Source organism: Vibrio sp. B7 (assembly GCF_963888765.1).
GTDB lineage: Bacteria > Pseudomonadota > Gammaproteobacteria > Enterobacterales > Vibrionaceae > Vibrio > Vibrio anguillarum.
In genome coordinates this window covers 84,416-108,020 of the sequence record NZ_CAWPKR010000036.1, presented here as the reverse complement: position 1 = coordinate 108,020, position 23,605 = coordinate 84,416, and the positions used below count along the sequence as shown (strand labels likewise).

General features: G+C 46.1%; 21 protein-coding genes. 12 read left to right on the top strand and 9 right to left on the bottom strand.

Translation table 11 applies throughout. The annotated features are described in order from the left end of the window. Nucleotides 1–136: 136 nt before the first annotated feature. Together glpK and AACV32_RS12850 are read right to left on the bottom strand one after the other, a co-directional pair. Entirely contained in the window at nucleotides 137–1,657 is a 1,521-nt protein-coding gene (gene glpK, locus AACV32_RS12855; protein WP_026027877.1) for a glycerol kinase GlpK, read from the bottom strand. A 52-nt stretch (nucleotides 1,658–1,709) separates the two neighbouring features. Then, nucleotides 1,710–2,564 carry an MIP/aquaporin family protein gene (locus AACV32_RS12850; protein WP_010319894.1) on the bottom strand — a complete coding sequence of 285 codons (855 nt, stop codon included), beginning with the start codon at nucleotides 2,562–2,564 and terminating at the stop codon, nucleotides 1,710–1,712. A 529-nt stretch (nucleotides 2,565–3,093) separates the two neighbouring features. Between AACV32_RS12850 and glpA the strand changes: the two genes are divergently transcribed. Genes glpA through glpC form a run of 3 tightly spaced genes read left to right on the top strand, consistent with a single transcriptional unit; the run spans nucleotide 3,094 to nucleotide 7,276 of the window. Then, the gene (gene glpA, locus AACV32_RS12845) at nucleotides 3,094–4,743 is read left to right on the top strand and encodes an anaerobic glycerol-3-phosphate dehydrogenase subunit A (RefSeq protein WP_017046393.1); all 1,650 of its coding nucleotides are present in this window, start codon (nucleotides 3,094–3,096) and stop codon (nucleotides 4,741–4,743) included. Next, nucleotides 4,740–6,053, top strand: a complete 1,314-nt coding sequence (glpB, locus tag AACV32_RS12840; RefSeq protein ID WP_017046392.1) for a glycerol-3-phosphate dehydrogenase subunit GlpB — start codon at nucleotides 4,740–4,742, stop codon at nucleotides 6,051–6,053. The genes glpA and glpB overlap by 4 nt, the downstream gene beginning before the upstream one ends. Next, nucleotides 6,050–7,276, top strand: a complete 1,227-nt coding sequence (gene glpC / locus AACV32_RS12835) for an anaerobic glycerol-3-phosphate dehydrogenase subunit GlpC (protein WP_094130348.1) — start codon at nucleotides 6,050–6,052, stop codon at nucleotides 7,274–7,276. Before glpB ends, glpC begins: the two co-directional genes overlap by 4 nt. 89 nt (nucleotides 7,277–7,365) lie before the next feature. Here glpC and AACV32_RS12830 read toward each other — a convergent pair whose 3' ends face one another. Beyond that, nucleotides 7,366–8,457, bottom strand: a complete 1,092-nt coding sequence (locus AACV32_RS12830; RefSeq protein WP_170895216.1) for a ketoacyl-ACP synthase III — start codon at nucleotides 8,455–8,457, stop codon at nucleotides 7,366–7,368. A 189-nt stretch (nucleotides 8,458–8,646) separates the two neighbouring features. On the opposite strand from AACV32_RS12830, the gene trxC reads away from it, so the two are divergent. Together trxC and AACV32_RS12820 are read left to right on the top strand one after the other, a co-directional pair. Continuing rightward, a complete protein-coding gene (trxC, locus tag AACV32_RS12825) occupies nucleotides 8,647–9,081 on the top strand; it encodes a thioredoxin TrxC (protein ID WP_017043322.1) in 435 nt (144 codons plus the stop codon). Nucleotides 9,082–9,274: 193 nt separating this feature from the next. Beyond that, entirely contained in the window at nucleotides 9,275–10,435 is a 1,161-nt protein-coding gene (locus AACV32_RS12820) for an MFS transporter (RefSeq protein ID WP_047689642.1), read from the top strand. A 16-nt stretch (nucleotides 10,436–10,451) separates the two neighbouring features. Here the strand turns inward: AACV32_RS12820 and AACV32_RS12815 are convergent, their stop codons facing one another. After that, a complete protein-coding gene (locus tag AACV32_RS12815; protein ID WP_202599014.1) occupies nucleotides 10,452–10,856 on the bottom strand; it encodes a nitrous oxide-stimulated promoter family protein in 405 nt (134 codons plus the stop codon). A 96-nt stretch (nucleotides 10,857–10,952) separates the two neighbouring features. On the opposite strand from AACV32_RS12815, the gene AACV32_RS12810 reads away from it, so the two are divergent. Beyond that, nucleotides 10,953–11,153, top strand: a complete 201-nt coding sequence (locus AACV32_RS12810; protein WP_064626251.1) for a DUF2986 domain-containing protein — start codon at nucleotides 10,953–10,955, stop codon at nucleotides 11,151–11,153. Here AACV32_RS12810 and AACV32_RS12805 read toward each other — a convergent pair. From AACV32_RS12805 to nirB, 5 genes are all read right to left on the bottom strand, one after another. Beyond that, on the bottom strand, nucleotides 11,142–11,615 hold the full coding sequence (locus AACV32_RS12805; protein WP_010319683.1) for a LabA-like NYN domain-containing protein: 474 nt from the start codon (nucleotides 11,613–11,615) through the stop codon (nucleotides 11,142–11,144). The two genes, AACV32_RS12810 and AACV32_RS12805, sit on opposite strands and share 12 nt — an antisense overlap. 63 nt (nucleotides 11,616–11,678) lie before the next feature. Next, nucleotides 11,679–12,434 carry a uroporphyrinogen-III C-methyltransferase gene (gene cobA / locus AACV32_RS12800; protein ID WP_170895215.1) on the bottom strand — a complete coding sequence of 252 codons (756 nt, stop codon included), beginning with the start codon at nucleotides 12,432–12,434 and terminating at the stop codon, nucleotides 11,679–11,681. Between the two features lie 68 nt (nucleotides 12,435–12,502). After that, on the bottom strand, nucleotides 12,503–13,315 hold the full coding sequence (locus tag AACV32_RS12795) for a formate/nitrite transporter family protein (protein ID WP_029189754.1): 813 nt from the start codon (nucleotides 13,313–13,315) through the stop codon (nucleotides 12,503–12,505). Between the two features lie 142 nt (nucleotides 13,316–13,457). Next, complete coding sequence (gene nirD, locus AACV32_RS12790; RefSeq protein WP_094130364.1) at nucleotides 13,458–13,793, bottom strand: nitrite reductase small subunit NirD; 336 nt, start codon at nucleotides 13,791–13,793, stop codon at nucleotides 13,458–13,460. Nucleotides 13,794–13,795: 2 nt separating this feature from the next. Next, nucleotides 13,796–16,384, bottom strand: a complete 2,589-nt coding sequence (gene nirB / locus AACV32_RS12785; RefSeq protein ID WP_170895214.1) for a nitrite reductase large subunit NirB — start codon at nucleotides 16,382–16,384, stop codon at nucleotides 13,796–13,798. Nucleotides 16,385–16,926: 542 nt separating this feature from the next. Here nirB and AACV32_RS12780 point away from each other — a divergent pair. The 6 genes from AACV32_RS12780 to choW all read left to right on the top strand — a co-directional run bounded on the left by AACV32_RS12780 (nucleotide 16,927) and on the right by choW (nucleotide 23,605). Next, entirely contained in the window at nucleotides 16,927–17,715 is a 789-nt protein-coding gene (locus AACV32_RS12780; protein ID WP_017048783.1) for a lipase family protein, read from the top strand. Between the two features lie 216 nt (nucleotides 17,716–17,931). Beyond that, a complete protein-coding gene (gene betI, locus AACV32_RS12775) occupies nucleotides 17,932–18,525 on the top strand; it encodes a transcriptional regulator BetI (RefSeq protein WP_170895213.1) in 594 nt (197 codons plus the stop codon). A 21-nt stretch (nucleotides 18,526–18,546) separates the two neighbouring features. Further along, a complete protein-coding gene (betB, locus tag AACV32_RS12770) occupies nucleotides 18,547–20,007 on the top strand; it encodes a betaine-aldehyde dehydrogenase (protein WP_170895212.1) in 1,461 nt (486 codons plus the stop codon). An 18-nt stretch (nucleotides 20,008–20,025) separates the two neighbouring features. Continuing rightward, nucleotides 20,026–21,726 carry a choline dehydrogenase gene (gene betA / locus AACV32_RS12765; protein WP_017048785.1) on the top strand — a complete coding sequence of 567 codons (1,701 nt, stop codon included), beginning with the start codon at nucleotides 20,026–20,028 and terminating at the stop codon, nucleotides 21,724–21,726. A gap of 36 nt (nucleotides 21,727–21,762) precedes the next feature. After that, entirely contained in the window at nucleotides 21,763–22,707 is a 945-nt protein-coding gene (locus AACV32_RS12760) for a choline ABC transporter substrate-binding protein (protein WP_017048786.1), read from the top strand. Nucleotides 22,708–22,756: 49 nt separating this feature from the next. Then, nucleotides 22,757–23,605, top strand: a complete 849-nt coding sequence (gene choW / locus AACV32_RS12755) for a choline ABC transporter permease subunit (RefSeq protein WP_017048787.1) — start codon at nucleotides 22,757–22,759, stop codon at nucleotides 23,603–23,605.

Here is a 23,605-nt window from a genome sequence, read left to right as displayed (position 1 = left end):
ATAAAAATTGACGTGTAAAAAAATGCTCTGCCACGATGACAGAGCATTTTTTATCGATAAATCAGAGAGCAAAAACATAAATAGCCAAGCAAAAAGCCTCTAGCAGGGGGATACATAGAGGCCATAAGGCTAAGTATTACTCTTCGTCATCGTGCATAGTTGCCCAAGCTTGAGCACATTTCACCGCACGTTTCCAACCTTTATAGCGACGATCGCGCTTCTCTTCATCTTGATGAGGAACGAATGTTTTATCGATCACGGCTTTATCAGCAAGCTCATCCAAGCTTCCCCAAAAGCCAACCGCAAGACCAGCTAAATAGGCTGCTCCTAGCGCGGTCACTTCCGTCACTTTAGGACGGTGTACTTCGGTATCAAGCACATCTGATTGGAATTGCATTAAGAAATTATTGGCTACCGCGCCACCGTCTACGCGTAATGCTGACAGTTTGATGCCAGAATCAGCTTGCATTGCATCAAGTACATCACGTGTTTGGTAAGCGACACTTTCCAAGGTCGCACGAATAATATGGTTCGAATTCACGCCACGCGTTAAACCAACAATCGTACCACGGGCATAAGCATCCCAATACGGCGCGCCTAAACCAGTAAACGCTGGCACAACATAAACGCCGTTGGCCGTATCAACTTTCGTAGCGAAATATTCTGAGTCATGCGCATCTGAAATCAGTTTCAATTCATCACGCAACCATTGAATCGATGCACCGCCCATAAAGACTGCACCTTCAAGCGCGTAGTAAGGTTCACCAGCAGGGCCACAAGCTAGAGTTGTTAGCAAGCCATTATGTGAGGTGACTTTCTCTTTACCTGTGTTCATCAATAAGAAACAACCAGTGCCGTAAGTATTTTTTGCTTGGCCCGCCTCAACACACATCTGCCCATAAAGCGCAGCTTGCTGGTCACCCGCAATTCCAGCAATAGGAATACGTGTCCCGCCTTTACCACCAATGTTGGTTTGGCCGTAAACTTCGGAAGATTTCTTCACTTCAGGCATCATAGACAAAGGAATATCAAACTCTTTTAGGATTTTCTCATCCCAATGCAAGTTGTTGATATTGAAAAGCATAGTGCGAGAGGCATTGGTATAATCCGTAACGTGAACACGGCCTTGTGTCATGTTCCAAACGAGCCACGAGTCAATTGTACCAAATAGCAGTTTTCCAGCCTCGGCATCTTCACGAGCCCCTTCGACATTATCCAAAATCCATTTGATTTTGGTGCCAGAGAAGTAAGGGTCAAGCACTAGGCCTGTATTCTCGCGAATGTACTCTTCTAGCCCTGGGCGTGCTTTCAATTCTTCACAAATGGATGCGGTACGTCGACATTGCCATACAATCGCGTTGTAGACTGGTTTACCCGTTTCTTTGTTCCACACCACCGTAGTTTCACGTTGGTTGGTAATACCAATCGCCGCAATTTCATCACTGCGAATACCAGCTTTGCCAAGTGCTTCTACTAGCGTCGAACTTTGCGTCGCATAAATTTCCAGTGGATCATGTTCAACCCAGCCAGCTTGAGGGTAGATCTGGGTAAATTCACGCTGAGAAACACTGACAATGTTAGCATCATGATCTAACACTACAGCACGTGAGCTTGTTGTTCCTTGGTCAAGGGCAACAATATATTTCTGCTCAGTCATGGTCTTTTCCTTATCTTTCACGTTAATCGTTTTATGAAGTGTTATCGTTATTTTAGACGTGAGCTTGCTCACTTTCTTCTACGTCATCACACTGGTTTGGAATGGTGCAGCCTACGCCGACAGTGGGTAAGTACGCGCCAATAAATTTAGGGTAAGCCCATGCCCCAAAACAGGCACCAGCAATAGGAGCAATGATAGGTACGATGAAGTATGGGATATCTTTTGCACCTGTTAGTGCGTAGTCCCAGCCAGCTAAGTAGGCAAACAATTTAGGGCCAAAATCACGTGCAGGGTTCATCGCAAAACCAGTCAATGGGCCAAGTGAACCACCGATAACCGCAATCAGAATACCAATCAGCAATGGGTTCATTGCATTGCGATGTGCGCCGTTATTTTCATCACCTAGTGCCAAAATAGCGAACATTAGTACTGCTGTGATGACAAATTCGACCGCCAATGCACCAACAAATGATAATGAAGCATTAGGGTAGGTAGAAAAAATACCCGCTGTGGCTAACGCTTCTTGACTGCTGCGTACAAAATTGTGTGCGATTTCATAATCAGTAAAAAGGTTGCTGTACAAGCCGTAAACCAGAGCAGCAGAGCAGAATGCACCGAGCATTTGCGCCGCAATATAGGGAAGTACTTTTGCTTTGTTGAAGCCGTGGAAGGCGGCCAGTGCAATGGTCACCGCCGGATTAATGTGAGCTCCAGAAACACCCGCAGTGCAATAGATGGCAATTGCCACACCTAAGCCCCACATGATGCTGATTTCCCACTGACCAAATTGTGCGCCAGTAAGAACTAAGGCAGCAACACAGCCTACACCGAAAAAAATCAGCAATCCGGTGCCGATAAACTCCGCGATACACTCTCCGAGAAGAGTATGTTGTTTTGTTCGAGTCATAGTAAGTGTCCTTGTTTATTTTTTGTGTACACAATGTTTGTGTGTGGCAAATTTTGCACATTTTTCTTCCCACGAAAATTAAAAAACAGCATTTATGAGCGTTCGAACACAATTTTGTTACTTGCAATATCGTTTTTTGTTAATTAACTCATTATTTTGATCTTCTGCTCATTAACGCAGAGCTTAACAAATGATAGGAAACTAAGGGTGTCTCTATAAACAACGACATAATCAAGTGCAATAACGGATAGAGATATGATTTCATACTGCCAAGAGAGGCATGATGATGAAGTCATCGGATCAGCTCGTAAGCGCATTTGTTCTCTAAAATCCACTCCAGTTGTTAAATTAACCCAACCTAAATTGTTAAACCGTTCATCATTTTGATATGAAATAACATACAAAGATGAAATTACCGCCAAAATGAAACACAATTTCGCTCATTCGCGCTTTTGTGAGCAATATATCGAACATTTTCTATTGAAAATGCCACACTAAATATAAGTTTTTCATCGAATAAGGTTTCACCATGACCACAACCACACGATTTGAAACCGATGTTGTTATCATTGGTGGCGGAGCAACCGGTACTGGGATCATGCGCGACTGCGCACTGCGCGGCATTGCGTGTATTTTGCTAGAAAAGGATGATATTGCTTCTGGTACCACCGGGCGAAATCACGGTTTATTACACTCAGGAGCACGTTACGCAGTTACCGATCCTGAATCGGCCAAAGAGTGCATCCAAGAGAATCAAATTTTAAAAAATATCGCTAGACATTGTGTAGAGAAAACCGACGGCCTGTTCATTACTCTGCCTGAAGACGATCTTGCTTTTCAGAGCACGTTTATCGACGCGTGCGCTCAAGCTGGGATCACAACCGAGCCGCTTTCTGCCAAAGAAGCACTGCGTTTAGAGCCTCACGTTAACCCAAACCTTGTTGGCGCGATCAAAGTACCCGATGGCACACTCGATCCTTTTCGTTTATGCGCTTCCAATGTGCTAGACGCCAAAGAGCATGGTGCGCGGATCATGAACAAAACCATTGTGACGTCGCTGATCCGCCAAGGTGACACAGTATTAGGCGTGCGCTGTTTACAGCTCAACACTCATCAACAATATGAGATTTTCGCCAAAGAAGTGATTAACGCAGCTGGAATATGGGGACAAAACATCTGTGAATACGCCGATCTCAACATCAAAATGTTCCCCGCGAAAGGCTCATTGTTGATCCTTGATTATCGTATCAACAACCTTGTGATCAACCGCTGTCGCAAGCCTTCTGATGCCGATATTCTTGTCCCTGGTGATACCATTTCACTGATCGGTACTACCTCTGAACACATTGACTACGACCAAATTGACAACCTGCACGTGACTGAAAAAGAGGTTGATATACTACTGGCCGAAGGCGCGAAACTGGCCCCCATCATGGCGAATACTCGTGTATTACGCGCTTATGCGGGTGTGCGTCCATTGGTCTCTATTAATGATGATGGCAGCGGCCGAAACATCAGTCGCGGCATCGTATTACTTGACCACGAACAACGCGATGGATTGAAAGGCCTCACCACGATTACAGGCGGTAAATTAATGACTTACCGCCTAATGGCAGAATGGGCGACCGATTTAGTCGCTAAAAAACTGGGCAACAATACTCCTTGCGAAACTCATACTCGCGCCCTACCCGGCTCCAACGAAACCCCAAAACAGGTCAAAAAAACCGCCAGCATTGCCAAACCCGTCTATGAATCGGCTCTTTATCGCCATGGTGAGCGCGCACAAAATTTCTTATCTGATGATGCAAAGAGCCAAGCGGTTATTTGTGAATGTGAAATGGTGACCGCGGGCGAAATTGAATACGCAATTAAACAACTCGATGTAAATAACTTGGTCGATTTACGTCGCCGCACTCGTTTAGGTATGGGGCCATGCCAAGGAGAGCTTTGCAGCTATCGCGCCGCCAGCTTATTTCAAGAATATGGTCACGTTTCGGGAAACCAATCGAGCCAACTGTTGGTTGAGTTTTTAGAAGAGCGCTGGAAAGGCATTAAACCGATTTTCTGGGGAGATGCACTGCGCGAAGCTGAATTCAGTTACTGGATTTATGAAGGCTTGTTCGGAGCCAATGACATTCCAACGCAACACAAGCAAAATGAAAGTGAGGAGACGTTATGATGAAATACGACGTCACAATTATCGGTGGTGGAATTGCAGGTTACAGTGCTGGTCTTCGCTGCTTACAAGCGGGTCTAAAAACTGCACTGATCAGTCAAGGCCAAAGTGCTCTGCATTTTTCATCCGGTTCCATCGATGTTCTGGGTAAACTGCCTAGCGGCGAAGCGGTTGAATCCCCTTTGCTCGCCATTGAAGCATTACGTCAACAAGCCCCGAATCACCCTTACAGTAAAATTGGCGCTGACACTATTTCGCAAGGGTTAATGTGGTTTCAAAAAACGCTGCAGCAGCGCGGCATGCCGCTGACACACCAAGCGGACAACAGTAACCACTATCGCATTACTCCGATGGGGACATTGAAAGCCACTTGGTTATCACAACCTTATGTTTATCAACATAAAGCAAATGCTGATTTCAAGCGTATTGTGCTGCTCGCCATCGATGGTTACCGAGATTTTCAACCACACATGCTGCAAGATAACTTACGCGCTCTACCTGCATTTTCGGCTATCCCAAGTGAGATCATCAATATCACGATTCCGGGTTTCGAAGCACTTCGCCATAATCCCAACGAACTGCGATCCATCGATATTGCTCGTTTGCTCAAACAACCACATGCATGGCGCAGTTTTTGTGATCAACTGATCCGTCATGCCACTGTGCAAGATCTAGTGATCCTACCTGCCATCATGGGCAATGGTGATGGGTTAACCTTACTGAACAAACTCAAATTGGAAACCAACTTGCAGTTGCATGAAGTCCCGACCATGCCGCCATCATTAATGGGCATCCGCATTGAAGAGACACTCAGCCGAGCTTTTTTAACCATGGGTGGTACCCATTTAAAAGGCGATAAAGTCATCAGTGGTGAATTTGATGGTAACCGTTTGACCGCCATTCATACTCAAAATCTCAATGATATGCCGATTCAAGCTGACCATTTCGTGATGGCTACAGGGAGCTATTTCAGCCAAGGTTTACAGGCTTCTCATCACGGTATTAGCGAACCCGTGTTCCAATTAGAGACGGAGAGCTGTCATGATCGCGCTCTATGGCGAAACCATGCCTTTTTCTCAGCAAACTCTCACCCTTTCATGACCTTTGGTGTGCTGACCAACACGTCACTGAACCCAACTCATCAAGGTAATATCATTACCAATTTATACTGCTGTGGTTCGATGCTCGCGGGTTATGATCCTGTCTTTGAAGGCAGCGGTGGAGGCGTTGCTATTGCCAGCGCTTACCACGCTACCTCTCAAATTATGGCTCAAACTCAATCTCGACCAGCCATTCAGGAGGTATTAGCATGAGCACCTCTTTTGTTGAAGCCGCACCCAAAAATACCTCTTTTGATCAATGCATCAAATGCACTGTTTGTACCGTTTATTGCCCGGTTGCTAAAGCAAACCCACTCTATCCGGGGCCAAAACAGTGCGGACCGGATGGCGAACGCTTGAGGATTAAAAGCGCAGAGTATTATGACGACCTACTCAAGCTCTGCACCAACTGCAAACGTTGTGAAACCGCCTGTCCTTCCGGAGTAAAAATTGGCGATATCATTGCTGTGGCGCGTGGCAAACATGGTAAAAAAACGCTGAGTCCAAAGCTGGTGCGTGATTACGTGCTGAGCCATACCGATCTTTTTGGCACGATCGCCACACCATTTGCACCGATAGTGAACGCTGCTACGGCTATGCCGATGGTAAAAAGACTGATGCACAAGACCATTGGTGTGCACGATCATAAATCACTTCCCAAATATTCACACGGCACGTTTCGTCGTTGGTTTAAGCAGAACTGCACACGCCAACCCCTGTATAACCGGCAAGTGACCTATTTCCACGGCTGCTACGTTAACTATAACCACCCGCAGTTAGGTAAAGATTTTGTCTCTGTGATGAATGCGATGAATATCGGCGTACGGTTACTGGATAACGAGAAATGCTGTGGTGTACCGCTGATTGCCAATGGTTTTCACGATAAAGCACGTAAAAATGCGCTATTGAATGTGAAAAATATCGAAGCCGCGGTAGTTGATCGTCAAACAACGCTCCTCTCCACCTCATCAACATGTTCATTTACCTTACAACAAGAATATCCTCATGTTTTAGGGGTTGATAATAGTAAGGTGGTCAAACAAATCGAGTACGTCACGCGCTTTCTACTCAAAGAGTTCATGAGCGGTAATGCGCCTAAAATGAAACCCGTTAACTTGAAAGTGGTTTACCACACCCCTTGCCACCTTGAACGCAGCGGTAATGTCATTTTTACCATTGAATTATTAAAAATGATCCCAGGATTGGAGTTAGTGGTCTTAGACAGCGAATGCTGCGGCTTAGCGGGAACCTACGGTTTTAAAGAAGAGAACTATGACGTTTCAATGAAAATTGGCGCGCACCTGTTTGATGCAATCAAAACATCGCAAGCTGACTATGCGATTACCGATTGTGAAACCTGTAAATGGCAAATTGAAGAAAATACCGCGTTAGAAACCATTCATCCAATTAGCCTGCTCGCCATGGCGATTGCCTAGTTTACACACCTAGCATTGAGAGTAAAACAGGCCACATTGTGGCCTGTTCTCATACTGCTTGTACTGTGTGAACATTCGTTTTCTAAACGTTATTTAGATAGCGGGCGCTGCTGGCAGTGCTCAATTGCATTGGCCAATAATTCTAACGCACTGGACTGACACTCTGGTAACTGCGCTTGGCTACGGCTAATCGCGGTAACACGCTCGCCCCATTTGATGTGCCCAGCCCCCCAAGTTAAGCCCGCCCCGAAAGCGGCCACCAGCAGGTTATCATTCGGTTTGATTTTCCCTTGTTCAACCGCTTCACACAATGCAATAGGTACGGTCGCGGCAGACGTATTACCATAGTGTTGAATGTTAACGAATGCTTTATCTTGGCTAATACCTGATAAGTCACACAAGGTTTGAATGATACGAATATTCGCTTGATGCGGGATCACCACATCAACTTGCTCGGTTGAAAGACCGGAACGCGCCAGCACAGTTTGCGCCGCTGCGCCCATGCCTCGAACCGCACGTTTAAAAATCTCTTTCCCAACAAAATCAAAATCCCAATACCCATTGTCAGCGGCAAAACGATCCATCGATGAGCCAAATTTAGGCACCGCCAAAATATCACGCCCTTCTGCATCACAGCCGATTTGTGCATCTTGCAAACCCACTACTTTATCGCTTTTACTCAAGACAACAGCGCCAGCACCGTCACCAAACAACACGGCGGTATCACGTTTGGTCCAATCAATGTAAAAAGAGAGACGCTCAGCACCCACCACTAACGCATGGCGGTAATGGCTTGCTTGCATTAAACGCGTCGCTGTTTCTAATCCATAAACAAAACCGGTACAGGCTGCATTTAAGTCAAAAGCGGCTGCATTTTTAATCCCAAGATTCTGTTGCACTTTCGAGGCAATATTCGGGATAAGAGAATCTGGCGAACAGGTTGCGATGATGATGAGATCAATCTCAGTTGCATCAATCCCAGCACAAGCGATGGCGTGTTGGGCGGCCACCGTAGCTAAATCCGAGGTATTCACATGGCTAATGCGGCGCTGTTCAATCCCGGTGCGAGTTTTAATCCACTCATCGGAAGTTTCAATAAAGGTGCTAAGATCATGGTTTGAGAGCGTTGAAGGTGGTAGGCATTTACCCCAACCTGTAATTTCGGCATAGAATTTTGTCATTGTTAACCTGTTTTTGTTGTATTTTCTAATGCAATCCAAAGACCTAAAATTAAAAACTCATTGTATGGAAGAGAAATGAGACTCAAAAGGTCTTTTTGATGTCAGTCAGTATACGCGCTTTTGCTCTGACGTTAAGTCTAGTGCGTTAAATGCGACTGGAGCAAAACACAAAAATAAAGAGAGGAAACCATGTCAACATTTAATACTCGTTGTCCTTCGTGTCACGCAATGAACCGAGTTCCGATAGAACGAGTGACAGAAAGCCCAAACTGCGGTAAATGCCAAGCTCCCCTATTTGATGGAGCGCCCATTGAAGGAACGGAAGCCAATTTCGAAGCACTACTTAATAGTCGCCAACCCGTTGTCGTCGATTTCTGGGCACCTTGGTGTAATCCGTGTGTGGGTTTTGCTCCGGTATTCAGTGATGCTGCGACGGAACGAAAAGGAAACATTCGCTTTATAAAAATTGATACTGAAAGTGAACAAAGCCTCGCCACAAAATTTCAAATTCGCAGCATTCCAACCATTATGGTGTTTAAAAATGGTCAACGAGTCGATATGATCAATGGCGCTTTACCAAAAAGTCAATTTGATCAATGGTTAAACCAAGCCATATTGAAATAATCCATCATTATAACCAATAATAAAGTTGGCATTTTTTATCGATTTATGCCAACTTTACTGCTCATTTCTCTTGCTTTATTTTCGATTAATAAAATTAATCGTTAAGAACATAATTTTTCGTTTTACCTTTCTCAATATCAGCTCCATATTCGCCGCAAAATATCCCATCAATTCTGGTTTTGAGGCAAAGTCAATGGACAACATTACTGTGAACGCGTCTTCACCTCGCATTTCCGTTCCGGTCATTGCGCTATCGCTTTATGCGATTGCCTCAGGCTATTTAATGAGCCTGATCCCATTGATGTTGCCGCACTACGGGCTTGAGAGCTCATTGGCAAGCTGGCTTGCCAGTGTCTTTTACGCTGGCTTATTGATCGGCGCATTAGTCGTTGAACCTGTTGTCAACCGAGTTGGCCACCGAAACGCTTTTGTATGGTGCTTAGCGCTACTCATGTTAACCATTTTTGCCTTACCTGCTCTGCACTATGCCAGTGCTTGGTTAGTGGCACGTTTTGTTGCTGGTATTGCGGTGGCTGGTGTCTTTGTCGTTGTCGAGTCTTGGCTATTGCATGGTGATGAAAAAGGCCGAGCAAAACGCCTTGGTATTTATATGGCGGCGCTTTACGGCGGCACGGCATTGGGCCAATTAGGGATTGGTTATTTAGGCGTATCAGGCGGCGTGCCTTTCATTGCCATCATTACCTTGCTATTAATCGCCAGTGTGGTGCTGATTTATGGCGAATCTGACCAACCGTCAACTCAGCATGCCGTCAGCCTATCACTGAAACAGGTACTCAAACTAAACCATGCCGCCTTGCTCGGTTGCGGAGTTTCAGGGCTCACTTTGGGGGCTATCTACGGTCTAATGCCTGTTGAATTGGAACAACGCGGTATCAGCCATACCGACATTGGCAGCTTAATGGCGCTTGTAGTTTTGGGTGGCATGGCGGTGCAACCTATGGTGCCTTGGCTATCAAAGTTTTTGGGCCGAACACTATTAATGGCACTGTTTTGCTTGATTGGCTCTGCGGCGATTACCATAACCTTGTTCGATTCAACGATGATGATATTAGCTGCCAGCTTGTTTTTTTTAGGCATGGCGACGTTTGCCCTGTACCCAATCGCCATCAACTTAGGTTGTGATAAGCTCGATGCCAATTACATTGTCTCGGCGACACAAGTTATGCTGTTTAGCTACAGTATCGGCTCTGTGGTTGGCCCCGTGATCGCTGATTGGTTTATGCAAAGATCGCAAGGCTTAATGGGTTATCTCTTTATTGCTTTACTTGCGACTTGTATTTATATGTTGGCTTCAAGCCTCAAAACCAAACGCCAGTGGGTGGCGGGGAAATAAGTCGCAGCAAAGCGGATCATATTTTATCGCAAGGCGCACGGTTCAATCGTTGATGGCGATTTGATGCATGCGCCTTTGGTTTTTCTGGTAGTGCACGTTTTTCATGCAGTAGATGGCGGATCGCCAATATAGGGTGAGAGAGCAACATTCTTGGCCCTGCGTAACGCATCACCAATCTCATTTGTTCTTTCGGCTCAGGCTTATAGCAATGAATTGGGCAACGGTTACAGGTGGGTTTATGTTGGCCATAAGGACAGCGATCTAAACGTACTTGCGCATATTCCAACAAGGTTTTGCAACACGTACAGAGGCCAGATTGACAGCGATGATGGCGCTGACAATAAATGTTCACCATCGCCTCTACGGTGCGAAACTCACTGAGCAGCTCTCCCGTTAAAAGATCACTATGCATTTTTTCCATTGCCAATAACTCCCATTGAGATCGCAGATAAAAACAAGTATCCTGCGCCACCTTGTTCCTCACGTACCCAGACTTTGTGTCAAAGAGCAGACGACTATGAACCGCAAAAAGAAAATTAACCAAACACTGCAAAAGCATCTTAAAAAGAAGCATGCCAAGCTGCACGGCAGCAATAAGCCTCGTTATATTTCAAAAGCTGAACGTGAAAAATTAGACGCTGAACAAGCCGCTTCAACCGGCACGGTAGATACTCAACATAGTGAGATTGTGCCTGCTGAAGGTGAGCTACAACAGTAAGTCTTGCTCGATTGGAACAAACTGGCTGGCGACATCAATAAGGCTTTGAGCCGTCAGCCTTGGTACTCCGTACACTTCTACTTTTTTGTTAAAACGCTGTTTAATCCGTTCGACCAATAGCTCGAAATCACCATCTCCTGATACCAGAACAATCACATCCGCTTGCTCTGCCAGCTCAATCGCATCGAGAGTAATACCGACATCCCAATCCCCTTTTGCACTGCCATCACGACGCTGAATGAAGGGCTTAAGCTGAACCTCAAAACCAATACCGCGCAAAATATGGTGGAACTGGCGCTGCTTAGGATCTTGGCTAGCAATCGCATAGGCATTGGCTTTGATCACCTCTCGTCCTTGAGTGGCTACATACCAAAATTGGTTGTAATCAAAATGCTGGCGGTACTTCTCTTTACAGGTGTAATAGACGTTTTGAACGTCGACAAGAATGGCAACTTTTTCCATGAGCTCTCTTCTCAAATAGAAACAAAAACAGCGGCCTGTTCGCCGCTGCTTTGCAAATTGCGCTTAGTATACGCCAAACCACTTCAATTTGTCGTGCAAGCGAGTCACACTGCCGAGCACAATCAAGGCTGGGCTTTGTGCTTGTTGCGCTAAAAGGGGTAAATCGTCAAGCGAGCCCGTCAATACTCTCTGTTTATCTGTAGTGCCGCGTTCGATAATCGCGCAAGGTGTTTCTGCGCTCAGGCCAGCATCCAACAAGTTTCGTGTGATATTCGGGCACTGCTTTAACCCCATATAAAAAACCAAGGTTTGATTGTCTTGCGCTAAACATCGCCAATTGATCGCTTTACCTTCTTTTTGTAAGTGACCCGTAATGAACTGCACACTTTGTGCGTGATCACGGTGCGTCAGCGGAATCCCCGCGTAAGCCGTGCAGCCTGCCGCCGCCGTGATCCCCGGAACCACTTCATAAGCGATATGATGTTCAGCCAGCGTTTCGAGCTCTTCACCACCTCGGCCAAAAATAAAGGAATCGCCGCCTTTCAAACGGACAACTTTTTTACCTTCTTTGGCTTTATCGACCAGAATTTGGTTGATCTGATCTTGCGGCACACAATGAAAATCCAACTGTTTGCCAACGTAGATCATCTCCGCGCTGCTTGGCGCCAGATCTAAAATCGCTTGCGAAACTAAACGATCATACACCACCACTTGCGCTTGGCTGATCACGCGTAGCCCCTTAACCGTCAGTAGATCGGGATCGCCTGGCCCTGCGCCCACTAAAGAGACAAAACCGCAACTCGTTACACTGCTTACCATGATTACTCTCTACCTTATCGACAAAAGGATATCGTCATTAAGCGAGGTTAAACCTCACTTAACAATGGTTAGCCAAGGTTGCGTTGTGGCAAGGTTTTACCGTGAGTCATGTAAAGACTTAACCCGGTAAATAACAAGCCGCCCACTAAGTTACCCAATGTGGCCGGAATTTGGTTCCATACTAACCAATCGACGATGGTGAATTTAGCGCCCAACATCATGCCAAGTGGGAACAGGTACATATTCACTACGGCGTGTTCAAAAACCAAACCGAAGAAAATAAAAATAGGTAGCCACATCGCGACCACTTTGCCGCTCACAGTAGTTGATGTCATAGCACCGACAACACCTAGACACACCATCCAGTTACACAAGATGCCTTTCACAAACACGGTGATCCAGCCATTAATACCGTGTTCGGCAAAGCCAAGAGTGCGAGCAGTAGACGCTTTGATAAACGCTTGCCCAACCGCGCTCGGCTCGATACTGAAATTCATGGTGAAGGTTAGCGCCACTAAAAAGGCGACGGCAACGGCACCGATTAAGTTACCTAGCCCAACCAAGCCCCAATTCCGTAGAACGCCCGCTTTGGTTACTCCGGCGCGTTTTTCAAACAAAGCTAAAGGTGCTAAAGCAAAAACACCCGTTAATAAATCAAAGCCCATTAGGTTCAAAATACAAAACCCCACAGGGAAGACCAGAGCGCCAACAATAGGCACTCCGGTTTGCACAGCCGCAGTAATGGCCACAGCGACGGCGATAGCAAGAATCGCCCCCGCCATAATGCCACGAATCAGGGTATCGCGCGTTGACATGAAGATTTTGCTTTCGCCAGCGTCAATCATTGTTTGCACAAAATCGGCAGGTTTTACATAAGACATAATGGTCCTTATTGTCACCAAAGTTAAAATTAAAAAGGGAAATTGAATAGATAAAGGCTCCCAACCATCAATGCATAATCAAGAGAACTTGATGAACAAGGAACCTTTTTGCTATTGAATCTCATCGTCTCAAAAGCGGCTGTTAAGCCGCGACTTCGACCACACCGTCGGTGACTCGCACGGCATAAGCTTTCACGCTAAAGCGTTCATCTTCCATACATTGGCCTGTTATGAGATTGAAACGCTGCTTTTTAAGCGGGCTTGCTATCCAGAACTGCTCTTGATGTTGGCAAATAAAACCGCGTGACAACACATTGGCTCGAGCAAAGGGATCCATATTGCTTATCGCCATCACTTCTTGCGCCTCAGTCGGACGGAAGAGAGCCACTTGCTCACCATTCACCAGTGCACACACACCCGTTCCGGGAACAATGTCATTAATGCCACAGATGGCTTGAAATACTGTGTTATTGGCCATAGTTATTTCTCCAAAACAGGGGTAGAGATTGCTGAATCAGCAAGCGCAATGTGGAATATATCGCCTTTCGCTTCTGGGTGTTTTTCGCTATAAGTCGCAGGACGGTGCTGCTCACGAGCGCTGACGAACACGACGTTCTCATCGCGTAAATCAGAATTAATGAAGTGAGTAAAACGAGTTAATTGCTCAGGATGATTAAGCGTTTCTGTCCATTCACAGCGATAATCAGCAATAAGCTTTGCCACATCTACTTCGAGTTGATCGTTAATGCCCAACTTATCGTCGACAATCACTTCACGCAGGTAATCAACGCCACCTTCTAGGTTGTCTAGCCACACTGAGGTGCGTTGTAATTTATCGGCTGTGCGAATGTAGAACATCATGAAACGGTCGATGTATTTCAGTAGTGTTGCTTCATCTAAATCAGAGGCCAGCAGATCGGCATGTCGAGGCTTCATACCACCATTACCGCAGACATACATATTCCAACCCGCATCGGTCGCGATCAGGCCTAAATCTTTCCCTTGCGCTTCGGCACATTCGCGGGTGCAACCTGAGACACCAAACTTCATCTTGTGTGGTGTACGGATACCTTTGTAGCGGTTTTCAATCAGCACACCCAAACCGACGCTGTCTTGCACACCAAAACGACACCACGTACTACCGACACACGTTTTTGCCATGCGCAGAGCTTTGGCATAGGCTTGGCCTGTCTCGTATCCAGCATCAATCAGTTTGCGCCAAATCTCAGGTAAATCGTCTTTTTGAGCACCAAACAGACCAATGCGCTGCGCGCCCGTCACTTTGGTGTAAAGTTTGTATTCCTGAGCGACATTCGCCAGCACCGCAAGCGCTTGTGGTGTGACTTCACCACCCGCCATGCGTGGGATCACCGAATAAGTACCGTCTTTTTGCATGTTACCCAAGAAGTTATCATTGGTGTCTTGCAAACTGACCAGCGATGGCGAGAGCACATGATCCCCCCAACACGAGGCCAGAATCGAACCAATTGTTGGCTTACAGACTTCGCACCCATAACCGCGTCCATGTTTTGCCAACATCTCATCAAAACGTTTGATACCGTTAATGCGGATCAAATGGAACAGCTCTTGGCGTGAATACGCAAAGTGCTCACAAATGTCGTTTTTGACTTCCACACCCGATTTAGCCAATTCAGCATTCAGAACCGACGTCACTAAAGGCACGCAACCACCACAACCTGTTCCTGCCCCTGTCACCGCTTTAATCGCGCCGAGCGTATGATGACCATCGGCCACGGCTTGGGCAATTTTCGCTTTAGTCACATCAAAACAAGAGCAGATCACCGCAGTATCAGGTAGTGCATCCGCGCCTAATGCCGGTTTTTCAGCGCCAGCATGCGCAGGTAGAATCAAGGTGTCAGGGTGTTTGGGCAGCTCAATATCATTGAGTTTGAGTTGCAGTAAATCGCCGTAATCTGACGTGTCGCCGACTAAAACTGCACCAAGCAGTTTTTTACCATCTTCAGAAACGATAATGCGCTTATAAACTTCATCTTCTTCATTTTGATAGACGTAGCTTTTACAACCCGGAGTTCGTCCATTGGCATCACCAATCGATCCCACCTTCACACCCAGCAGTTTGAGCTTGGCGCTCATGTCTGCACCACTAAATTGGCTCTCATTACCCACAAGATGATCAACCGCAACCGTTGCCATTTTGTAACCAGGAGCGACCAGCCCGAAGAAAGTTTGATTCCAAGAAGCACATTCGCCAATCGCGTAAATATCAGGATCGGATGTTTGGCAGTGATCGTTAATGGCAACGCCACCACGCGGCGCGATGTCTAGACCCATATCACGAGCTAATTTGTCCTGAGGACGTATCCCTGCGGAAAATACGATGAAGTCAACTTCCAAATCCGAACCGTCGGCAAACTTCATGGTATTACGAGCGGTCTCGCCTTGAGCAACGATCTCTAACGTATTTTTGCTAGTGTGAACTTGCACCCCCATCCGCTCAATTTTATTACGCAGTTGTAAACCGCCTTGCAAGTCAAGTTGCTCAGCCATTAATACCGGAGCAAACTCAATCACATGGGTTTGTACGCCCAACGCTTTCAGCGCACCAGCCGCTTCAAGGCCAAGTAAACCACCGCCTATCACTACGCCGCTTTTGCTCTTTTTCGCGCACGTTTCGATGGCCTTTAGATCTTCAATGGTGCGATAGACAAAGCAGTCTTTACTTTCATTGCCTTTGATCGGCGGTACAAAGGGATAAGAGCCCGTCGCCAAGACTAATTTGTCATAGCTCACTTCACGGCCAGTATTTGAATAGACCACGCGCTTTTCGCGATTAATGTTAACCGCCCGCTCGCCCATCAAGACATTAATCGCATGCTTTTGATAGAAACCCGGCTTAACAAGCGAAAGCTCTTCAGCGGTATGGTGTGAAAAGTAGGAAGAAAGATGGACGCGATCGTAGGCAACACGCGGTTCCTCACAAAAAACCGTGACATCAACAGCCGATGCCTCCATTTTTTCGACCAAATCTTCGATATAGCGATGGCCAACCATGCCATTACCGATGACAACCAGCTTCATCCTGCTCATATGGGTTCCTAATTATGGTAACGTTTCATTGAGCGAGATTTTTAATTATGAAAGAAAATGAATTACTGATGTAAATCAATTACAAACTCAAACTACCCTAAAGAGGTAGCCATAAAGAGGAATATCAGAGAGAAATAAACACCTTATCGTAAATACTAGGGGCCGACAGGTATAGGAAAATAATTAATATAGTATGATCCCTTCTAATCAAACTTGATCATTTACAACAAAATTTGTCAGTTTTCCTCTGTCAAAGCACTTGGCAGAAGTTATATACGCAACGTAAACACGCTGCCTTATTGTGCTTTAGAGTGGAAGATCATCACAGTGTTGTTCCTCCCCCTTTTAGGGGGAGGCTAGGAGGGGGTGTTCACCCCACCCTACCCCTCCCCTTGAAGGGGAGGGAATTATTGACATTCTTTCCTTCGCATCTTTATGGCTGACATCATTTAGATACCAATACTCCCCAACCTAAACTGCACCGTTCATAAAGTGTTCACATTCAATCGCTACGTTAGCTCAATATCTTCGAGAGCTGCCATGTGAAACCACTTAAACGCTATCAATACGAACGCTATGCCGTGCTGTGCAACCTTGCTTATCCCAGAGTGTTTAGGCAGACACGTTACGGTTTTGACCCGAACGGTCAGCACATCATCCGTAACCAGTTTGGTAAAATCATGATTCGAGTGCTGTGGAGTAAAAACCAAGAAGAGGCTGTGGTGGTCATCAAAGGTTCGCACTGTGTCAGTGATTGGCTTTTGAACTTTGCAATGTGGACACGCAGTTGTCAGCACTTAGGATTGGATTACCGTATTCATGCGGGCTTTTACCATCTCCTGCATCAAGAGAGCCTGCCAACGCGCAACGAAGATAAACTCGGCTTATCGGTTTTACAACGGCTGGAAGCCGTCGTTGTTCCTCTGATCGAGAGTGGCAAACGCATTGCTATTACTGGTCACTCTTCGGGTGGGGCTATTGGGTGTATCTTTGCTGACTACATCGAAAAGAAATACCCAAAATGCATCAAACGCATTGTGACATTCGGCCAACCCGCGATTGGTAATTGGCGTTTTCGTCAACGCTACGCGCTTAGTCACAAAACCTATCGTATCTGTTGTGACCTCGACATCGTCACCTTTATGCCACCCATTCCTTTAATCTATTGGCATGTGGGTAAATTGCTGTGGCTTTACAATGGGCGTATTTACGAAAACACACCAACGTTCATTCGATTAGGCAGGTCTTTATTGAGCTGGCTAGTTCGCCCCTTCTCTTATCACCTCATGAGTAAATACATCCGCAATAAAGATTTCTTCGATGAACGATAGAAGCTAGCACCGAACAAAAAACACGGTGACTTCAAATATTTTTCACACTAAACAATTATGGAAAATTAATTGTAATCAATTGAATTAAAATAATATTTATTATTAACCATGCAAATTCAATGGCGATTATTACGCAAAAATAGATTTGAACTCTAAGCATTATCATGGCATTTTATATTTAACTAATCGTTCAATATAAAATAATCAGGATGAATTATGCCAAAGGTAGGGATGCCAGACATACGCAAACCTCAACTTGTTGCCGCAACAATGGCAGTCATTGAGCGCGTTGGATTACATGGCGCAAGCATCGCTTTAATCAGCAAAGAAGCGGGGGTCTCGACAGGGATTATCAATCACTACTTTGGCGGCAAGCATGGATTATTGGAAGAGACAATGCGTGTTGTTTTACGTGAGCTTTCAACCACCATCACTCAGCATTTAAACCAACTCCCAAAAGAGGCTCATTACGAACGCATTAATGCCATCGTAACCGGCAATTTCAAAGGGTTCCAAGCGGAAAACCAAGTCGTTAAAACATGGTTAGCGTTTTGGGCTTACTCCATGCACGACGCACAGTTAAATCGCCTGCAATACGTCAATGAACAGCGTTTACTTTCTCATCTTAAGATTGAACTCAAGCCGCTGCTCCCATCAGAACAAGTCAACCTCGTGGCTCATGGTATCGCGTCACTGATTGATGGCATTTGGCTACGCGGAGCATTAAACCCCAAAGGGATCGCCCCTGCTCAAGCACATTCAATCATTAACGATTACCTCAATAAACAATTAGCGTTTTACGCGCAATAACAACTCACTTCAGGCCTTAAAATGGAAATACAATCGCTTTATATCAACGGAACGCTCCGATCTGCGACTTCAGGAGAACGTTTCGATACCTACAACCCAGCAACAGGTGAAGTGATAGCAAGATTGCAGCACGCCAATGCCAATGACGTTGAACAAGCCATCACCTCAGCCAAGCAAGGATTCGCGGTATGGTCAAGAATGACCGCGACAGAACGCAGCCGTATTTTGCTAAAAGCAGTAAAAATACTTAGAGAACGAAACGATGAACTTGCTGTACTTGAAGTTCTCGATACCGGTAAGCCGATTCAAGAAGCCAATTGCGTTGATATTGCGACTGGCGCAGACGTCATTGAGTACTTTGCAAACTTAGCCCCATCGCTTCAAGGCGAGCAACAGCCGCTCAATGGACATCAGTTTTTTTATACTCGCCGCGAGCCATTAGGCATCTGCGCGGGCATTGGCGCATGGAATTATCCGATTCAAATCGCGATGTGGAAATCAGCGCCAGCACTGGCTGCCGGCAATGTGATGATTTTCAAGCCCTCAGAGGAAACGCCATTAAGCGCATTAAAACTGGCAGAGATCTTCAGTGAAGCCGGAGTGCCAGACGGCGTCTTTAACGTGGTTCAAGGTGATTACCGCGTAGGTCAAATGCTGACGGCCCACCCAGATATTGCCAAAGTCTCTTTTACCGGTGAATCGGGTACCGGGAAAACCGTGATGGCAGACAGCGCTCGCAGCTTGAAGTCTGTCACCATGGAATTAGGCGGAAAGTCACCGCTCATTATTTTTGATGATGCCAAGCTTGATCAAGCTGTCTCCGCTGCCATGGTGGCAAATTTTTATACCCAAGGCGAAGTGTGTACCCATGGGACGCGCGTTTTCGTGCACGACAGCCTCTACGATGCGTTTGTCGCTCAGCTTAAGCTGCGTACTGAACAATTAGTGATTGGCGATCCTATGGATATCAACACCCAGATTGGCGCGTTAATTTCCAAACCTCATTTAAACAAAGTGCTCACAGCGATTGAGCAAGCCAAAACCAGCCAAGCAACTTTGCTCACTGGCGGTTATCAAGTTACCGATAACGGCCTAGATAAGGGCAACTTTGTTGCACCAACCGTTTTCATTGATTGCACTGATGACATGCCTCACGTGCAGCAAGAAATCTTTGGCCCTGTAATGTCAGTGCTTAAATTTAGCGATGAAGACGAAGTGATCGCGCGCGCGAATGGCACTCAATATGGCTTAGCTGCAGGAGTGTTCACACAGAACCTTTCACGTGCACACCGAGTAATTCACCAACTTCAAGCCGGGATCTGCTGGATAAATACTTGGGGAGACTCTCCGGCAGAAATGCCTGTTGGTGGTTATAAGCATTCCGGAATTGGTCGTGAAAATGGCATAGAAACCCTTAAGCACTATACCCAAACCAAGAGCATTTTAGTGGAGCTAGATGATTTTTCTAGTCCATATGCTTAATCGTCAAAGGAGCCTTCTATGTTAAATCACTTTGATTACATTATCGTCGGTGCGGGCTCAGCAGGTTGTGTTCTTGCCGATCGCTTAACCGAGTCTGGCGAACATCAAGTTTTACTGCTCGAAGCTGGTGGTAGCGATAAAAGCATTTTCATTCAAATGCCAACCGCCCTTTCTTACCCGATGAACAGCGAAAAATACGCATGGCAATTTGAAACCGAATCAGAATCCGATCTCGACGGGCGTCAGTTACATTGCCCACGGGGCAAAGTACTCGGTGGCAGCTCGTCTATTAATGGCATGGTGTACGTTCGTGGTCACGCTTGCGATTTTGATGAGTGGGAATCACTGGGCGCTGAGGGTTGGAATTATCAAAATTGTTTACCCTATTTTCGCCGCGCTGAATCTTGGATAGGTGGCGAGAACGCTTATCGTGGCGGCAACGGACCCGTCGGTACTTGTAATGGTAACGACATGCAATTGAACCCACTTTATCAAGCCTTCATCGATGCGGGCAAAGAAGCCGGTTATCCAGAAACTGACGATTACAATGCTTATCAGCAGGAAGGTTTCGGACCAATGCATATGACGGTAGATTCTGGAGTTCGCGCCTCAACGTCCAATGCCTATTTACGCCGCGCGATGAAGCGCCCGAACCTCACCGTAAAAACAGGAATTGTGGCACATAAGATCTTGATTGAAGAGCAAAAGGCCATCGGCGTTGAGTTTGAAAAATCAGGCAAGATCCAACAAGCGTTTTGCTTGCGAGAAGTGATCTCAAGTGCTGGTTCTATTGGCTCCCCTCAACTTTTGCAACTTTCAGGTATTGGCCCTAAAGCGCTGCTTGAACAAGTTGGTGTGAAACTGAAGCAAGACCTGCCTGGCGTGGGTGAAAACTTACAAGATCATTTAGAGATCTATTTTCAATACCACTGCAAACAGCCGATCACACTAAACAGTAAACTCGGTTTAATCAGCAAGGGGCTTATCGGCACTGAATGGATCTTAACTCGTAAAGGATTAGGGGCAACCAACCACTTCGAATCGTGCGCGTTTATTCGCTCTCGCGCAGGGCTCAAATGGCCAAATATTCAATACCACTTTTTACCTGCTGCGATGCGGTACGACGGCCAAGCGGCCTTTGATGGTCACGGCTTCCAAGTTCACGTGGGGCCCAATAAGCCAGAAAGCCGAGGACAAGTACAAATTGTCTCTCGCGATCCAACGGTTTCACCCTCTATCGCATTTAATTACCTATCAACCGAACAAGATCGCCAAGATTGGCGCGATTGCATTCGTCTCACCCGTGAAATTCTAGCGCAACCAGCATTGGATGCTTATCGGGGCGAAGAAATTCAACCGGGTGAAGAGATCCAAAGCGATAACGATATTGATTCATGGGTCAAACAGAATGTGGAAAGCGCTTATCACCCCTCTTGCAGCTGCAAAATGGGCGCAGATGACGACCCAATGGCCGTGGTGAATGACCAATGCCAAGTGCGCGGAATTCAAGCTTTACGCGTGGTGGATTCCTCGATATTCCCAAGCATTCCCAACGGGAACCTGAATGCGCCAACCATTATGGTCGCAGAGCGCGCCGCCGATCTTATTTTAGGCAAACCGCTATTAGCCAGTACTGAAGCTCCAGTATGGATTGCACCAGACTGGCAAACCAAACAAAGAATAAAACCACCAATGAGAAAGCCGGACGCTTACTCATAAAATTTATAAAGTCAGTCAAAAATACAAGGAAATAACATGTCTATTACTAAAAAAACCGTGCTCACACTTGCAATCACGACTCTGCTCAGCGCCAACGCTTACGCCAATCAATGCGATACGGTGCGCTTTGCTGATGTGGGTTGGACAGACATTACCGCCACGACGGCAATAACCACAGAGTTGCTCAAAGGGTTAGGCTATCAGACAAAAATCGATTTACTCTCAGTACCCGTGACCTACTCATCTATGGCGAACGGTGACATTGATGTATTCCTCGGTAATTGGATGCCAACCATGGAAGGCGATATTGCCAAATACCGTGAAGCTGGAACGGTTGAAACTCTGCGCGCTAACTTGGAAGGAGCAAAATACACACTCGCTGTGCCTAAGTACGTTTATGATGCAGGTGTCCAATCGTTTGCTGATATCGCTAAGTTTTCAGATAAATTTCGCAGCAAAATCTACGGTATTGAACCGGGCAATGACGGTAATCGCTTGATCCAATCGATGGTTGATGAAAACGCTTTTGAGCTGAAAGATTTTAGCGTTGTTGAGTCAAGTGAAGCGGGCATGGTGTCACAAGTGGCACGCTCGGTACGTCGTAATCAGTGGATTGTGTTTCTAGGTTGGGCTCCGCACCCAATGAACAGCAATGTTGAAATGGAATACCTTGATGGCGGTGACGATTACTTTGGCCCAAACTACGGTGGTGCAAATGTCTACACCAATGTTCGTCAGAACTACCTAGCACAATGCCCAAATGTCGGTAATTTATTAAAAAACCTATCCTTCTCGCTTGAAATGGAAAACCAACTGATGGAATCTATTCTCAACCAAGGCGTGTTACCAGAACAAGCCGCTCGCCAATGGTTAGCCAAACATCCAGAAAGTATTGTTCCATGGCTAAAGAATGTAAAAACCAAAGCTGGAACACCTGCACAACAAGCTATCAGCAACTATTTAGCGCCATTTAAAGCATAAATTAATTTAAAGGAGGAGGTGAGCATTTCACCTTCCAAAAGGCTATACCGTGAATTTTATTACAGAGAACAAAATCCCCTTAGGTCGTTGGATGGAAAGTGGCGTTGACTGGCTGACCATCCATGCAGCCACATTTTTTGATACTGTTTCCTACTTACTTGAGACCATCATTTTATCTTTAGTTGATGTGTTTAAATGGATGCCCCCTGCCGTGCCGATTTTAGTCACCGCAGCCATTGCATGGTATCTGCATCGTCAGATTTCATTGGTGGTATTTGTCATTGCTGCCCTACTGCTTATTCTAAACCTTGGCTACTGGCAAGAAATGCTGGAAACCTTTGTCTTGGTGTTTGCCGCGACAACGATTTCCGTATTAATTGGCGTACCATTGGGCATTATCGCCGCGCATCGACCATGGCTTTATACACTGATGCGCCCAATTCTTGACTTAATGCAAACGGTACCAACCTTTGTTTACCTCATTCCAACGCTAGTTCTGTTCGGTTTGGGTATTGTTCCGGGGCTCATTTCGACCATTATCTTTGCCATCGCCGCCCCCATTCGCCTCACCTATCTTGGGATAACTAAGGTACCGGAAGAGTTAGTTGAAGCGGGTAAAGCATTCGGCTCTAGCCGTATGAACTTACTGCTCAAAGTGGAGTTGCCAGCAGCGCTACCCAGCATAATGGCAGGGATCACTCAGTGCATTATGTTATCACTCTCAATGGTTGTGATTGCCGCCTTAGTTGGGGCTGACGGCCTTGGCAAACCCGTGATTCGTGCACTAAACACCGTCAATATTTCTCAAGGTTTTGAAGCTGGTTTAGCCATTGTTTTAGTTGCCATCATTCTCGATCGCTTATGCAAAACCCCACATCAAAATAATAAGGACGCATAA